Source organism: Lentibacillus kimchii, assembly GCF_055381965.1.
Window position 1 is genome coordinate 1,578,030 of sequence record NZ_AP043934.1, and the last position, 13,986, is coordinate 1,592,015.

The 13,986-nt window shown below is 43.8% G+C and carries 16 protein-coding genes; 5 read left to right on the forward strand and 11 right to left on the reverse strand.

Going from position 1 to position 13,986, the window contains the following annotated elements; all coding sequences use genetic code 11:
• Window positions 1–103: 103 nt before the first annotated feature.
• The 6 genes from xerD to ACZ444_RS08490 all read right to left on the reverse strand — a co-directional run bounded on the left by xerD (window position 104) and on the right by ACZ444_RS08490 (window position 4,439).
• Entirely contained in the window at window positions 104–997 is an 894-nt protein-coding gene (gene xerD, locus ACZ444_RS08465; protein ID WP_382361701.1) for a site-specific tyrosine recombinase XerD, read from the reverse strand.
• A gap of 5 nt (window positions 998–1,002) precedes the next feature.
• Entirely contained in the window at window positions 1,003–1,275 is a 273-nt protein-coding gene (locus ACZ444_RS08470) for a DUF4227 family protein (RefSeq protein WP_382361224.1), read from the reverse strand.
• Between the two features lie 149 nt (window positions 1,276–1,424).
• On the reverse strand, window positions 1,425–1,883 hold the full coding sequence (fur, locus tag ACZ444_RS08475) for a ferric iron uptake transcriptional regulator (protein WP_382361221.1): 459 nt from the start codon (window positions 1,881–1,883) through the stop codon (window positions 1,425–1,427).
• Window positions 1,884–1,982: 99 nt separating this feature from the next.
• Window positions 1,983–2,630, reverse strand: a complete 648-nt coding sequence (spoIIM, locus tag ACZ444_RS08480) for a stage II sporulation protein M (RefSeq protein ID WP_382361218.1) — start codon at window positions 2,628–2,630, stop codon at window positions 1,983–1,985.
• Between the two features lie 87 nt (window positions 2,631–2,717).
• Complete coding sequence (locus ACZ444_RS08485) at window positions 2,718–3,890, reverse strand: endonuclease Q family protein (protein ID WP_382361216.1); 1,173 nt, start codon at window positions 3,888–3,890, stop codon at window positions 2,718–2,720.
• A 3-nt stretch (window positions 3,891–3,893) separates the two neighbouring features.
• On the reverse strand, window positions 3,894–4,439 hold the full coding sequence (locus ACZ444_RS08490; RefSeq protein ID WP_382361214.1) for an NUDIX hydrolase: 546 nt from the start codon (window positions 4,437–4,439) through the stop codon (window positions 3,894–3,896).
• A gap of 117 nt (window positions 4,440–4,556) precedes the next feature.
• Between ACZ444_RS08490 and ACZ444_RS08495 the strand changes: the two genes are divergently transcribed.
• On the forward strand, window positions 4,557–5,471 hold the full coding sequence (locus tag ACZ444_RS08495; RefSeq protein ID WP_382361213.1) for an aldo/keto reductase: 915 nt from the start codon (window positions 4,557–4,559) through the stop codon (window positions 5,469–5,471).
• Window positions 5,472–5,650: 179 nt separating this feature from the next.
• A complete protein-coding gene (locus ACZ444_RS08500; protein ID WP_382361211.1) occupies window positions 5,651–6,901 on the forward strand; it encodes a DNA polymerase IV in 1,251 nt (416 codons plus the stop codon).
• Window positions 6,902–6,975: 74 nt separating this feature from the next.
• Here ACZ444_RS08500 and ACZ444_RS08505 read toward each other — a convergent pair whose 3' ends face one another.
• The gene (locus ACZ444_RS08505; RefSeq protein ID WP_382361208.1) at window positions 6,976–7,938 is read right to left on the reverse strand and encodes an MBL fold metallo-hydrolase; all 963 of its coding nucleotides are present in this window, start codon (window positions 7,936–7,938) and stop codon (window positions 6,976–6,978) included.
• 292 nt (window positions 7,939–8,230) lie between these two features.
• Between ACZ444_RS08505 and ACZ444_RS08510 the strand changes: the two genes are divergently transcribed.
• On the forward strand, window positions 8,231–8,416 hold the full coding sequence (locus tag ACZ444_RS08510) for an oxidoreductase (protein ID WP_382361205.1): 186 nt from the start codon (window positions 8,231–8,233) through the stop codon (window positions 8,414–8,416).
• A complete protein-coding gene (gene rnz, locus ACZ444_RS08515; protein ID WP_382361202.1) occupies window positions 8,416–9,339 on the forward strand; it encodes a ribonuclease Z in 924 nt (307 codons plus the stop codon). Before ACZ444_RS08510 ends, rnz begins: the two co-directional genes overlap by 1 nt.
• A gap of 44 nt (window positions 9,340–9,383) precedes the next feature.
• Here rnz and ACZ444_RS08520 read toward each other — a convergent pair whose 3' ends face one another.
• Together ACZ444_RS08520 and ACZ444_RS08525 are read right to left on the reverse strand one after the other, a co-directional pair.
• The gene (locus tag ACZ444_RS08520; protein ID WP_382361199.1) at window positions 9,384–10,628 is read right to left on the reverse strand and encodes a DNA polymerase IV; all 1,245 of its coding nucleotides are present in this window, start codon (window positions 10,626–10,628) and stop codon (window positions 9,384–9,386) included.
• Between the two features lie 88 nt (window positions 10,629–10,716).
• A complete protein-coding gene (locus ACZ444_RS08525; protein WP_382361196.1) occupies window positions 10,717–11,844 on the reverse strand; it encodes a M20/M25/M40 family metallo-hydrolase in 1,128 nt (375 codons plus the stop codon).
• A 293-nt stretch (window positions 11,845–12,137) separates the two neighbouring features.
• Between ACZ444_RS08525 and prli42 the strand changes: the two genes are divergently transcribed.
• Entirely contained in the window at window positions 12,138–12,251 is a 114-nt protein-coding gene (prli42, locus tag ACZ444_RS08530) for a stressosome-associated protein Prli42 (RefSeq protein WP_382361193.1), read from the forward strand.
• Between the two features lie 105 nt (window positions 12,252–12,356).
• Here the strand turns inward: prli42 and ACZ444_RS08535 are convergent, their stop codons facing one another.
• On the reverse strand, window positions 12,357–13,340 hold the full coding sequence (locus ACZ444_RS08535; protein ID WP_382361190.1) for an aromatic acid exporter family protein: 984 nt from the start codon (window positions 13,338–13,340) through the stop codon (window positions 12,357–12,359).
• A 92-nt stretch (window positions 13,341–13,432) separates the two neighbouring features.
• Window positions 13,433–13,864 (reverse strand): BrxA/BrxB family bacilliredoxin, encoded by a 432-nt coding sequence (locus tag ACZ444_RS08540; RefSeq protein WP_382361187.1) that lies wholly within the window; start codon window positions 13,862–13,864, stop codon window positions 13,433–13,435.
• Window positions 13,865–13,986 lie beyond the last annotated feature (122 nt).

Below are 13,986 nucleotides of genomic sequence, written 5' to 3' on the forward strand. Positions count from 1 at the left end.
ATATGTTAACCCTTGTATGAGGTCTGACATCTAGTTAAACAGATCAGCTGTCCGACTGCCTGGTCTTGATCCACTTGTCTATTAAGCTTTCGTCAGTTAATCGTTACGCCCGTGGATGATAAGTCTGATAAATATCTTTGAGCCGGGCTTTTGTTATATGTGTATATATTTGCGTCGTTGATATGTCGGCATGACCGAGCATTTCTTGAACAGACCGTAAATCAGCCCCATTCTCCAGTAAATGGGTGGCAAAGGAATGCCTGAGTGTGTGCGGCGTAATTTGTTTTTTAATACCCGAATCTCGGGCAATTTCTTTTAAAATCTTCCAGAATCCCTGTCGTGAAAGCGGCCGGCCGTGTTGATTGACAAACAGTGCATTCTGATCCTGCCCCCGTTTGACGAGATGTCCTCTGCCGTGCTGCAGATAATAATCCATAGCATTTTTGGCTACATCTCCAAGCGGGACAATCCTTTCTTTAGACCCTTTCCCCATACACCGGACAAACCCCATTGTTAAATGCAAGTCGCTCACTTCCAGAGATACCAATTCCGTTACGCGCAATCCGGTGGCGTACATTAATTCAAGCATCGCTTTATTCCGCATCGCCAGAGGTGTGTGCCCGCTGATGGCTAATAGCGCTTCCACATCAGCCGATGATAAAGTAGCAGGCAGTTTACGTTCCTTTTTCGGTGTCTCGATATGTAGACTTGCATCATGATCCACCAGCTGTTCCCGAATGAGAAAATGATGGAATGCCCGGATTGACGAAATAGCCCTGGCAATGGTGGCGGATGATTTGCCATCATCCTTCAATTTATACAAAAAGCCAATAATATCGGAGCGTCCAATATCATTCCATTCTGATTTCCGGCTTACTTTTTCCACGTACGTTTTATAATTTTTCAAATCCCGCTGATAGGATGTTAACGTATTATCAGATACACCCCGTTCCACAAGTAAATAATGGAGAAAATCATCAAATGCGGGCTCCAGCATTGTCATTACTCCCCTAATCGCAGAAATAAATTCAGCCGATCAATAAAACTTCTGTCATCCATCTTCAAAACTTTGACAGATGGACCCTCTGGAGGATCATACCGGTGAATCTGCTCATATTCAGTATGCATATAGTGCAAACTAAAGTAAAAAAAGAATGTGCAGATTGTGAAAATAATAAATACCTTGACTATATCCCAGATTAATTGCCTCACGTGTGTCACCTCTTTTACATATCCAGTAAACAAGATATGCAGCAGAAGAATGACACTATACATAGGAACTGCGAGGCTAATACCAAAATAACCGATTACACACGAAAAGTAAATGCTTCAAAAACAGTAGACGGCCAAATGTGAGATTCAATCGATTATCGCACTATAGACAAAAAACCTTTTCCTGTGCAGAAAAGGTCATGTTTGTTCGTTTAACTTGTTGATTCAATGGCTGTCTCCTGACAATGTTTACAGATACCGTGAAATGTCAGCCGATGATCCTTTACTTGAAAATGCCAGTGATTTTCCACCAGCTTTTCCACGTCTCCCAGTAAGTCATCTGTAATTTCCTCAACCGCTCCGCATTCCGTGCAAACAAGATGATGATGAAAATGTTCAGCCCCTTCTTTACGAAGATCATAACGGGAAACACCATCACCAAAATTGATTCTATCAACAATTTTCAGTTCTGATAATAATTCCAGTGTCCGGTAAACAGTTGCCAGACCTATTTCAGGTGCCTTTTCTTTAACAAGAAGATACACGTCTTCGGCACTGAGATGATCCGTCTCACGCTCCAAAAGCACCCGTACAGTGGCTTCCCGCTGCGGTGTAAGCTTATAGCTTTGCGCATGGAGTTGTTTTTTTATCTGTTCCAGCCGGTGTTCCATGGCGACTCTCCTCCCTTTCGCCAATTATAGGACCGCACATAAAAGATGTCAAAATAAAATCATTATAATTCACTATTAATAACTGTTATTATATAATATTCATTGACTATTATAAAGGGATTTGATTAACAATTCCATAGCGCCATTCGCTACATAAGCTTCTAAAGCCGCTGCGGCCATAGAAATCACCAGCAATGAAGCGAAAACAATTGTATATTTGCCTAAGGGCTGCAGCACAGGCTGTGATATGGTCCGTGAGAAAAGCTTTCGTAATAAGGTCAGCGAAAACAGCATGGATAAACTGCCGGCAACAATATAAACTGGTATAACGAGTAAGTTCTGGGGTGCTATTGAAAGTGATGATAAAAGAAGACCGCTGCCCATGCCCAGCTGATTGACAATAAACCCGACAGAAAAACCGACGACAAGCCCTTTTAAAAACAGTAAAATCCAGACAACGGGGAGCCCAATAACTGAGAGACCTAAAACAAATAATAACAAGAGATATTTCACATGATAAAAAAAACTGCTTTTCCATATTTCATGACTGCCGATTTGTTCTCCATCTGCTATGCCGCCAAAAAAACGTTCGAGGTAGAAGAATAAATCCTGTTTTTGCACAAAGTTCATGCTGTTTACAATGATAGCTCCAAAAATGACCCCTGTTAAGAACAAGATGGTCATAAACATATAAATGGTAGCATGTTCTCGTACGTGATTCATGATAAGTGCGCGTTTGTTATACATCGGAATCCTCCATCGTTCTTATTAGTTGGCCTCTAGTAAAAACTATGAAGAATTCTGGACAAACATACCATTTTATTTTTCAGCGATTCAGGATGATGAGGTGATACGCCCGTATTGACCGCCCCCGCCGGCTTTAATTGATAATCTCCCTTCTCTCATATCAATAATAGCAGTTGCTAGTTTTTCTGGTATAATTTCGGTCAGCTCAGCAAAAGAGGCATAGTGAATCACATTCATTTCCGTCTGAAAATGATCCAGCAAGGTCCTGAATGTTTTCGGCCCAAGTTTTGGCAAATACTCCAATGGCACCTGGTACAGGTAAGGCGGACGCTCCCGCTTAACTTCAGCAGTACTGGCCAGCTCCTGAATCCGGTCTGACACACCTTTCACTAGTTTAGCTGATCCACAGCTGGGACATCTCCCGGCATCCGCGACCAATGGGGTTAGACACTGACTGCAGACGGTCGTATGATATTTCCCCAAGTATGGATTCATGCCAAAATTTCTGCTTATCTGCCGCCCTTCGACATTGTGCAGACTCCAGGCAAATTCTTTGAATGACGGCTCCTCCATTAAGACTTCCTGATACTCTCTGGCAATCTTCGGCAGTGAATGAGCATCAGAGTTGGATACAAATGGATAGTTATGCAATTCACTGATTTGATCAGCCATTGACGTATCCGAGCTGAGTCCCAGTTCAATGCCATCGATCAAGTCTGGATCAAAGACTTCTGTCAATGAGCGATGCACACCTTTCCCATACGTGCTCTTAAAAGGCGTGAACACATGGGCAGGGATAAATAAGCCGTTCAGTTCTTTCACCTTATACTGCAGCTCTTTTGCCGTGCCGTAATACCGCTGGGAACTTAACGTGATATTTTTCATGTTCGATGACAGCCACTCAGAAAAATGCTCCATGTCAGCCAGTGACGGAAGAAAGCACAGAACATGAATAGGGCCCTGACAATTGTCATCGTACACCTCGATTTCCGAACCAAGTATGAGCGTTGCATTTTCAAAACGAATACCGCCATCTGCCAGTTCCCGTGCATGACCTGCTTGTATAAGGTCCTTTATTTCCTGCTGGACAGCGGGCGCATGGCTGTCAATCACGCCAGCCATATGGATGCCTTTGTTCCGGCTTGTTTCTTTTAAAATATTGGTCAGCGTTAATGTTTTCGCCCCGGTAATTTTTACGGGATGGTTGTCCACATCCCGTCCAATATGAATATGCATATCTGCAAAAAATGACTTCAGCACTGCCTACATCCTTTCAAGTGTTTCCAAGTATAGTATGGCGTAGTTCGTTTTCGCATCATGGATCCGCTGCTCCCTAACATACTGTTTCGCCTCATCAAGCGTCAGCTCAAGTATTTCGATAAATTCATCTTCATCACCGGCAGCCGGATAATCCACAGGTTCCAGATCCTCCGCTAAATACAGATACATCATTTCATCAGCGAAACCGGGTGAGGTGTAAAACGACGTTATAAACCTCGGGGTGTTCACTGTATAACCTGTCTCTTCCTCTAATTCACGCAATGCTGTTACGGACGGTTCTTCTCCCTTCTCCAGCTTTCCGGCCGGAATTTCCACCAGCGATTTTTCCAATGGCTTTCGGAACTGTTCAACAAACACGATTTTGTTAGCCTTTGTTACCGGAATGATACCTACAGCACCCGCATGCTTAATCAGTTCCCGTTTGGATGTTTTTCCGTCCGGAAGCATCACATCGTCCACTTGAACTTTCACAATCCGGCCGTCATATATGGTTTCAGATTGTGTGGTTGTTTCCATAAATTTTTTCATAAATACCGCCCACCTTCTCGTAACGATCGTTTCTATTTTATCATATAGTTAATCATTGTACTTGCCAGGCCCCTTCTCTTACAATAGACATAACCAGAGCTCAATGGAGGTCTTATCATGAAAAAGAATCAGCTGGGACAATCAGGGATTTATGTATCAGAACTGACGCTGGGCTGCATGTCACTTGGAACAGACAGTCAGAAAGCAAAAGGAATTATTGACCGGGCTCTTGATGCCGGCATTAATCATCTTGATACAGCCGATTTATACGGTTTTGGGCGTAACGAAGAGATAGTCGGTGAAGCTATTAAAAATAAACGGGAACAGATTATTTTAACAACAAAAGTCGGTAATAACTTTGATCAAGCAAAAGAGGACTGGTTCTGGGACCCATCGCAAAAACACATTGAACAAGGCCTTAAAGATAGTTTGCACCGTCTCGGGACAGATTATATCGATTTCTATATGCTGCATGGCGGTAAAATCGATGATCCGATAGATGAAACCATTCAAGCGTTTGAAAATCTTAAAAAAGAAGGTTTGATCAGGGCTTACGGTATTTCCTCAATTCGCCCAAATGTTATCCGCGAATATGTGCAGCGTGCCAACATGGATGCGGTCATGATGCAGTATAATTTACTGGACCGCCGTCCAGAAGAGGAACTGCTGAACCTGCTGAATGAAAACGATATTAGTGTCCTGGCACGGGGGCCACTTGCCAAAGGCATGCTCAGCAACCGTGCAGACGAACAGATCAGGAAGAAGGGACAAAACGGTTTTCTCGATTATTCTTATGAAGAGCTGACCACTATTCATCAGACGCTGGAAAACATCAAAACGAGTGACTCACTGAATAGTCTTGCATTAAGCTATGTACTGAAGCACCCCGCTGTTGCGAGTGCTGTATTTGGTGCCAGTTCCGTCGAACAAGTTGACGACAATACAGCCGTTTCTCCGGTATTGACGGACGATACATACCAAACGATACAAAATAAAACAAAAGCTATTCAGTATACCAATCATCGTCAGTAATAATCGTATAACACATTAAAAAGGCGGCATCTGATATATAAGTCGATGCCGCTTTTTAATGTGTTATGACAACCGTCATTTCAAGAAAGTCGGTTGTCTGTTATGAATTGCCATTGCTTAAAGTCAGCAAGCTGATATACAATAGAGAACAAACGTTCCTTTTAATGAGGTGACCTTGCATGGATTATAGCCATTATTCGAGAAATGATGTGCTCTGTATTGATATCCGCTCCTTTTATGCAAGCATTGAAGCGGTTAAACGAGGACTTGATCCTATGACTGTGCCACTCGCTGTAGTCGGTGATGTCAACCGATCTGGAAGCATCGTTCTTGCCGCCTCGCCGCCACTGAAGCAAAAGCATGGCATAAGCAATGTCAGCCGTTTTTTTGAACTGCCTGACGATCCTGACATAATCATTGCGCCGGCGCATATGGCTGATTATTTGCAGGTATCACTGGAAATCACCAAGCTTATTCAGCAGTATGCACCGAAAGAAGCCATTCATCAATATTCCGTTGACGAAGTCTGGATAACCGTTAACGGGATGGATCAATTATTCGGCGGCCGGTGGCAAATTGCCAGGCGTATTAAACACGATATTTTAGAACACTTCGGGATGACCTGCTCTATCGGAATAGGCGATAATAAGTTCCTGGCTAAAGTTGTTATGGATCTGCATGCTAAAAGGCATGGTATCGCGGAATGCACCTATGAGGATATTCAAGAAAAATTGTGGCCATTTCCGGTGCAGGACGTGTGGGGGATTGGCAGACGAATGCAGCAGCATTTAAACCGGATGGGCATTGTAACACTCGGACAGCTGGCCCATTTTCCTCTGAAGCAGCTGACCAAACGTTTTGGTATCATGGGTGAACAGCTTTACTGGCATGCTTGGGGAATTGATTTGAGTCCGGTGTTCAGCCAATTTACCAAAACAGATCAAAAAAGCTTCGGACAAGGCATCTCCCTGCTGCGTGATTACACAGGTGACGAGGCGGCGACATGTATTCTCGATTTATGCGAGGAAGTATGCCGGCGGGCACGAAATAAACAGCAGGCTGGTAAAACCATTCACTTAGGCATCACATACGCTAAAGAAACACACGGCGGATTCAGCCGGTCACGGTCTGTTAGTATACCCACCAATATCACGATGGACGTCTATCACGTCTGCATGCAGCTTTTTCATGCGTTTTACGATGGCATAAGCAGCATACGACATGTCTATGTAACGCTTGGTAATCTGTACGAAGACGGCGAAACACAATTAAACCTTTTTGCTGATAAGTCAAAGAAAAAAGACATTGGCTATGTTATGGATGCTATTCGCGCGAAATACGGTCCCACCGCCATTCTCAGGGCAGCCAGCTACACGAACGCTGGGATCACGATCGAACGCAGCGGGAAAATCGGCGGGCACCAGGCGTGAAAGAGAACCAACTCATTACCGCAATGTCTTACTGTTTTCTGATATATGCTGCAGCACTGAATGTGCTCTTTCTATCAGGGAACAAGATGATAATGATAGATACCGTCTGTCAGCACCCTGGTGACCAATCCTCTGTCTTCAAGGTAATCCAGCTGGCCAATCGTCTCAGACATCGTCAGACTTAGCTGTTTTGTATATTTGTTCGGAAAAAGCTGCTGAGATAGAGCAAATGGTGTTTGGGCCTTTTCCTGCAACAAGTGATAAACACGCGCTGCCCGCTGCTCCTGATTCTGCAAATGGACAGGAATAATAGTGCTCACATCTGAAAAGATGTCCCCGTGTCCAGGATACACCGTTTGAATCCCGAGCGACTGGCACTTCAGCAGGTTAGAACGATACTGCAGCAAAGGCTGAGGACGCACGTCACTCGCAATTGGAGCTTCAAGCATTGGATTTGGGGAAATATGATGCAGCAAATGATCACCTCCGATAAAGGCCCCGTCACTTTCACGGAAAAACGATAAATGGCTTTGTGCATGACCTTTTGTTTCAATGACGTGCCAGTCATGATGACCAGGAAGCGTATCACCTTCATCGAGTGTCATTGTCAGCTCCCCTTTCCCGGCAAATTGCATCGTTCCGCTCAATTCACCCGAATGGACTGTCAATTCTTCAGGAACGCCACAAGCCACAAAAAGCTGTTTAAAAAAAGCCTCATGCTTCGCAAAGTACGCTTCATCACGTGATAAATAGACCCCGGTATTCCGGTGGGCTGCCAGCGTTTCAGCACGCGGAAATTGCTCGATTAAGCCTATATGATCCGGATGATGATGTGTTAAAATAATTTGTTCAATATCTTCAGGTGCATACCCTAACTGATGAAGCTGCGTTTTAAGGGCTTCCCACCCCTCTTTGGTTTTAACACCGGCATCGATGAGTGACAGTTTATCACCTTTAAGCAAGTAAACATGGACATCACCGACCGGAAATGGCGTAGGGATCGTCAGCTGACTGAGCGTATTATCAAGTATTTTCATAATCAGGCCTCCAAGTGATGAATGATGATTCAGTCATGCTGTCATTATAGCCTGTTTGCCAGAAAAAGTCACACATCGATTAGGAGCCGGACCAGGTCACGGCTTTCATAAAAAACTAAATCCTTGAATGGGAACAGGGTGAACGCTTATAGTTAACATTGCGTTAAGATATAATAAAATAAACGTTACGTTTCTTAAATAAGAACGACGTCGGTTGTCAGACTGTATAAGCTGAAGCGGCACTATCAGCTCTTAACAGGCATTTCAGTGTCATCACTCAGGAGGAATTAACGTGACGAAACTTTTTTCACCTATTACATTTAACAATGTTGAACTTAAAAACCGGATTGCCATGTCTTCAATGTGCATGTATTCCTGTGCAGATCAGGGCGGAAAAATCACGCCATTTCACATGACGCATTATATCTTCCGTGCAGCCATTTCTGGGCCAAAACAGTATGAACGGGGCTGGAAATAATGGAACTCGTTTTTCTTGGCACAGGGTCTGGTGTTCCTTCCAAAGAGCGGAATGTATCTGCCATTGCTTTAAAACTGCTGCAGGAACAAAACAGCATCTGGCTGTTTGATTGTGGTGAAGCGACCCAGCATCAGATTCTGCACACATCGATTAAACCGGGGAAAATCAGAAAAGTTTTCATTACACATTTGCATGGAGACCATATTTTTGGCTTACCGGGTTTTTTGAGCAGCCGATCATTTCAAGGAGGCAACGATCGTTTAACCGTCTATGGCCCCCGGGGAATCAGGGAATATATTGAAACAAGCCTCGCATCAAGTGGAACGACACTTACTTATCCGCTTTCGATTGTTGAATTCACAGAGGGTGATGTTTTCAAGGATGAACAGTTCCAGGTTACCTGCAAACTTTTGGATCACAATCTTCCAAGCTACGGTTTTCGGATTACGGAAAGTGATAAACCTGGCAAACTCCTCGTTGACAAATTAAAAGCGGCCGGAATTGAGCCAGGGCCGATATATCAGCAAATTAAAGAACATGAAACTGTCCAGACCGAAGAGGGGCAGATCATTCATCGTCAATCATTTATTGGCCCCGATAAAAAAGGCCGAGTGCTCACAGTTCTGGGTGATACACGCGAATCAGGCCAAAATCAGGCCTTTGTTCAGAACTCTGATGTACTGGTCCATGAAGCAACATTCGGAGACGACAAGGCAGATCTTGCTCAAGCCTATTTTCATTCCACAACAAAACAGGCTGCGGATCTTGCCCACCAAGCCAAGGTCGGAAAACTTGTACTGACACACGTCTCCTCCCGCTATCAGCAAGGTGATGATCAGCAGCTGCTCGATGAAGCGCGAACCATTTTCCCGAATACAGAACTGGCTGGCGATTTCACGTCGATAAATGTTGAATCCAAATAAGTCATATCAAAAAGGCGCTCCTGCTTGATTTACCGGCAGGAGCGCTAATGTTTATAATCATCGAGAAAATCTTTCTGGAAACTTGTCCGCGGCTCGTCTTTCCTTTCAGACGCCATCTGTATAAACGGATTTTTCCCATACTTTTGTGATAAGTAGTCAATCGCTTCATACAACGTTTCATTTTCAGCTTCCTGCTCATATGTGAACAAATCCAGCTGTTTACCAATGTTTTGTTTCTCATCAACATCCTGAACCGTAATACCCAACAAACGGATCGGCTCCAAATTCCAATGTTTTCGAAATAACTCATTAACGACGTGTAAAATATCTTCTTTGTGCTCAATAAATTGAGGCAGCTTCTGACTTCGGGTTATCGTCTGCCGATCATGATAACGAATCGTAATTTGCACACTCTTCCCTACAGCCTGCTTGCGTTTCATACGTCTCTCAACATTTTCAGCCAGCTCATGCATAAGGTTACGGATTGCCGCTTCATCAGTCGTATCTTCAGCGAGTGTCTGGGAGCTGCCAATACTTTTAAATTCATGAACAGCTTCCGGATCAACCGGACTCATATCCGCTCCATTCGCTTTGTTTTGCAGCCGTTCACCATTAATACCGAAGATTTGTTTCAATTGATAGCTGTCACTTGCAGCAAGATCACCGATTGTCGCAATATCGATGCTGCGAAGTTTATCTGCCGTTTTACTACCCACACCATGCATTTCTTCAATCGGGAGCGGCCAGAGTTTTTCATGAAGATCCCGCTTGCGCAAAATCGTGATACCCATCGGCTTTTGCATATCTGAAGCCATTTTTGCCAGAAACTTATTTGGGGCGATTCCAATACTGCATGGCAAGTCAAGTTCATCGTGAATTCGCTGCTGCAGGTTCTGAGCAACTTCAACCGGACTGCCATGCTGTTCAGTGCCGGTTATATCCATATACCCTTCATCAATCGAAACTGGCTGGATATAGGGTGTTATCTCTGCAAGCATTTGAAAAATTTCCTTTGATGCTGTCCGGTACCGGTCAAAGTTAGGACGCAGGACTATTAATTCCGGGCATAATTTCTTTGCCTGTCCAAGCGGCATTGTCGTTTTGACGCCTTTAGCCCGTGCCTCGTAACTGCTTGTTACGACAATGCCTTTGCGTTCTTCAGGATTGCCCGCAATTGCCACTGGCCTGCCCTTTAATTCTGGGTTATAGGCTGTTTCAACTGAGGCATAAAATGAGTTCATGTCCACATGAAAAATAACCCTGCCTTTTTTTGGAGACCATTGCGACATCATAAGACATCCTTTAAAAGCTGTTTCCGATAGTTATTATATCATATTCCCCAAAGAAGATGTTTTATTCTCTTAGCAGGCAAACTGACTATCGTTTGGCCGTTTCCTGTATAATCGCCGTTAGCATTTCTGTGATTTTCACAAGCTCATTAACAGGAATCCGTTCATCAGTTGTATGGATCGCCTCATAGCCAACAGCAAGATTAACAGTTGGGATGCCCAGTCCGGCTATGACGTTTGCATCACTGCCGCCGCCACTCTCTTTAAGGTGGCTGTCGCGCCCAACTGCTTCGGCAGCTTTTTTGGCTGTATCAACGACCTTATCCTCAGACTCTTGATGATAACCTGGATACATCACTTGCACATCCACTTCGGCACTGCCGCCATATTGTTCAGCAGCGGTTTCGAATGCTTCCTTCATAGCATTAACTTGCTTATCCATTTTTTCCGTACTGAGAGAACGGGCCTCAGCTACCACATCAACGCGGTCAGCTACAATATTGGTTTGCTTTCCGCCTTCAAACCGGCCGATATTAGCTGTCGTTTCCTCATCAATCCGGCCAAGCGACATTTTGGCAACAGCTTTGGCTGCCAGTGTAATCGCTGAGACACCTTCCTCTGGTGCAAGTCCGGCATGTGCTGTCTTTCCTTTCATAACAGCAAACAGCTTAGCCTGCGTCGGGGCTGTCACAACAATATCGCCGACCGGACCATTGCTGTCAATCGCATAGCCATAATCTGCCTGAATAAGTGATTTATCCAGTGCTTTAGCACCAACCAGCCCAGATTCTTCTCCAGCCGTAATGATAAATTGTATATCTCCATGCGGGATGTCTTTTTCCTGCAGTGTGCGAATGGTTTCTAAGATAGCTGCCAGCCCCGCCTTATCATCTGATCCAAGAACAGTCGTTCCATCCGAGACAATATAACCATCCTTGATGGCGGGTTTAACATCCTTGCCTGGAACGACTGTATCCATATGCGATGTGAAGTATATGGGATCTGCGTTACTGAGGCTGCCTTGCAAAATACAGCTCAGATTGCCAGCACCATGGCCAGTTGTTTCCTGACTGTTATCTTCTGTAACGTCCAACCCCAAATCGCTGAATTTTTGAATTAACTTATCAGCTATTTCTCTTTCCTGTTTTGTTTCTGAATCAATTTGTACCAGTTCAAAAAACGTGCTGATTAATCTCTCCTGGTTTATAGATATCATAATTTGCCTCCTGCTAACATTATAGACGATAACCGTGATGCTTGTTTGTATTATGCTGGATTCAAAAGTTTAATGATTCAAGTATCTGCGAAGCTGCCGGCTGTTTATTAATTATATGACACAATCTGTGGCGAAAGAATTCGCAAAAACAACTGCCCTTCATACGATCACAGACAGTTTATAGGTAGACCCCTGGTTTTAAACACCTATAAATTATATCACAGCCCTTGTTCTGTTGCATAATTAAAGTTAGAATATTAATTAAGAGACGGATTAAAGAAGGAGGCATTATAATGGCTGCAGGAAAAAAGTCCAAACGAGAACGCAGAATAAAAGTTGTTGTCTATCTTATGATTCTGGCCATGTTTGTTTCAACGTTAACAATGGGACTGTCAATGTTCATATAATAACAAATGTCTTATCTTCCGCACTGGCATAAAAATGGCCGAGGTACGGTTTAGATTACTACTGACAACACGATACCATCGGCCGTTTAAAGACTGGCATTCACGTTAACCCGGTCTTTTTTTATGCCCTTGGGCTTCATTAACATCACTCTCTTTAAACCGCTTCTTAACTAATAGATAATCTTCTATTTCATGAAGTAATTGATACAAGTTAGCCCGTGTTTCAAATTCTTTCTGCGTTGTCGGTAAGGGCTGCTGATCAAATATCTGCCGTAAACCCTCCAGTTCATTGAGATACACAACAGCCGTATTTCCGGGGTGAACAGCTTCCGCGAGCTGTTCAAAAAATCCGGAGACTTTAAAGGAAATCGTATATTGATCCGGCAGACGACTGACGAGGGGGAGCATCCTTTGTAATAATTCCAGCTGCTTTTGCCGCATCTTAAAATAATCGTAGTAGGGGTGATGCGCACGCAACAAATGATTTTCTTTGTCGAACAGTACCAGTTCCATAGCATCTTCCAGCAAATCTTCAGACTGCTGCAGTTCCTTGCCATCCCAGTTTTCATTTTTATTCCGTATGTACAGCGCAATTTCATTTAAGATAGTCTGGAAATAATGCTCCAGTTCGTCCTGTTTCTTTTTAAGCTGTTTATCCATACTTGGCATATAAAGATTCACAAGCAACGCGACGCCAATACCAACAATAATGACAAAAAACTGATCAACCAAAAATGTCACCGATAAATGCTGGGCCCCATACAAATTTAAAATAATAACTGAACTTGTTCCAATTCCCGGGGTCACCTTCAGCCAAACGAGCACCGGAATAAAACAAACGAGCATAGCACCGACAGCAATAGGGTTATACCCGAACAATTCAAAGAAAAGAACAGAAAGTACAGCAGCCACCACACAAGCCAAAAAACGCTGCCATGCCGTCATAACTGACCGTTTCCGGGAAGACTGGATGCACAGAATTGTTAATATGCCTGCCGAGATGAAATTTGAAAGCCCAAAAAGCTGCGCTAACGAGATAGAAATTGGTGTACCAATTGCTGTCTTAATCGTACGGGAGCCAATTTTCACCTTGATTCCCCTCCTGGTATGCTCAGACTGACCTTAAAACAAAATAAGGCTGACCCATTTCAATTGAGACAGCCTTATATGATCTTATACGTTTATATCTCACTGCAATGCTCATCAAATACTTGCTGTAGTTTGCTGACGACATCCATAGCACTATAACCTTCTATGTCAGAGCGCTCAAGCATTGTAACGAGCTCACCATTCTTGAGAAACGCAAAAGATGGTGACGAAGGCGGATACCCTTCAAAATACTCCCGCGCTTTTTCAGTTGCTTCTTGATCCTGTCCAGCGAAAACGGTTACCAGATGATCGGGCCGCTTATCATAATGAATCGCATTTGCTGCTGCAGGTCGTGCAACACCACCGGCACAGCCGCATGTTGAATTCACCATGACCAGCGTGGAGCCTTCGCGGTTCAAGGCCTCATCGACAGAGTCAGATGTTGTCAGTTCCTTGTATCCAGCGTCGCGGACGTCTTCCCGGGCGACATTTACGACATCGTTCATGAACAGATCGAAATCCATATGATCATCTATCCCCTTTTAAGTATTATCTTAATTGAATCTAAATTTATCCTATCAATTTTGTCCCGTGAGTTCAACGCATAAAGCTTGACGGCCTGTTGGAATGCTTCGTCTTCTGGTAC

What these genes read in the sequence shown, in the direction of transcription:
- xerD (WP_382361701.1), bottom strand. Translation starts at nt 997, where the DNA reads ATGCTGGAGCCCGCATTTGATGATTTTCTCCATTATTTACTTGTGGAA.
- ACZ444_RS08470 (WP_382361224.1), bottom strand. Translation starts at nt 1,275, where the DNA reads ATGTATAGTGTCATTCTTCTGCTGCATATCTTGTTTACTGGATATGTA.
- fur (WP_382361221.1), bottom strand. Translation starts at nt 1,883, where the DNA reads ATGGAACACCGGCTGGAACAGATAAAAAAACAACTCCATGCGCAAAGC.
- spoIIM (WP_382361218.1), bottom strand. Translation starts at nt 2,630, where the DNA reads ATGTATAACAAACGCGCACTTATCATGAATCACGTACGAGAACATGCT.
- ACZ444_RS08490 (WP_382361214.1), bottom strand. Translation starts at nt 4,439, where the DNA reads ATGAAAAAATTTATGGAAACAACCACACAATCTGAAACCATATATGAC.
- ACZ444_RS08495 (WP_382361213.1), top strand. Translation starts at nt 4,557, where the DNA reads ATGAAAAAGAATCAGCTGGGACAATCAGGGATTTATGTATCAGAACTG.
- ACZ444_RS08500 (WP_382361211.1), top strand. Translation starts at nt 5,651, where the DNA reads ATGGATTATAGCCATTATTCGAGAAATGATGTGCTCTGTATTGATATC.
- ACZ444_RS08505 (WP_382361208.1), bottom strand. Translation starts at nt 7,938, where the DNA reads ATGAAAATACTTGATAATACGCTCAGTCAGCTGACGATCCCTACGCCA.
- rnz (WP_382361202.1), top strand. Translation starts at nt 8,416, where the DNA reads ATGGAACTCGTTTTTCTTGGCACAGGGTCTGGTGTTCCTTCCAAAGAG.
- ACZ444_RS08520 (WP_382361199.1), bottom strand. Translation starts at nt 10,628, where the DNA reads ATGTCGCAATGGTCTCCAAAAAAAGGCAGGGTTATTTTTCATGTGGAC.
- ACZ444_RS08525 (WP_382361196.1), bottom strand. Translation starts at nt 11,844, where the DNA reads ATGATATCTATAAACCAGGAGAGATTAATCAGCACGTTTTTTGAACTG.
- prli42 (WP_382361193.1), top strand. Translation starts at nt 12,138, where the DNA reads ATGGCTGCAGGAAAAAAGTCCAAACGAGAACGCAGAATAAAAGTTGTT.
- ACZ444_RS08540 (WP_382361187.1), bottom strand. Translation starts at nt 13,864, where the DNA reads ATGGATTTCGATCTGTTCATGAACGATGTCGTAAATGTCGCCCGGGAA.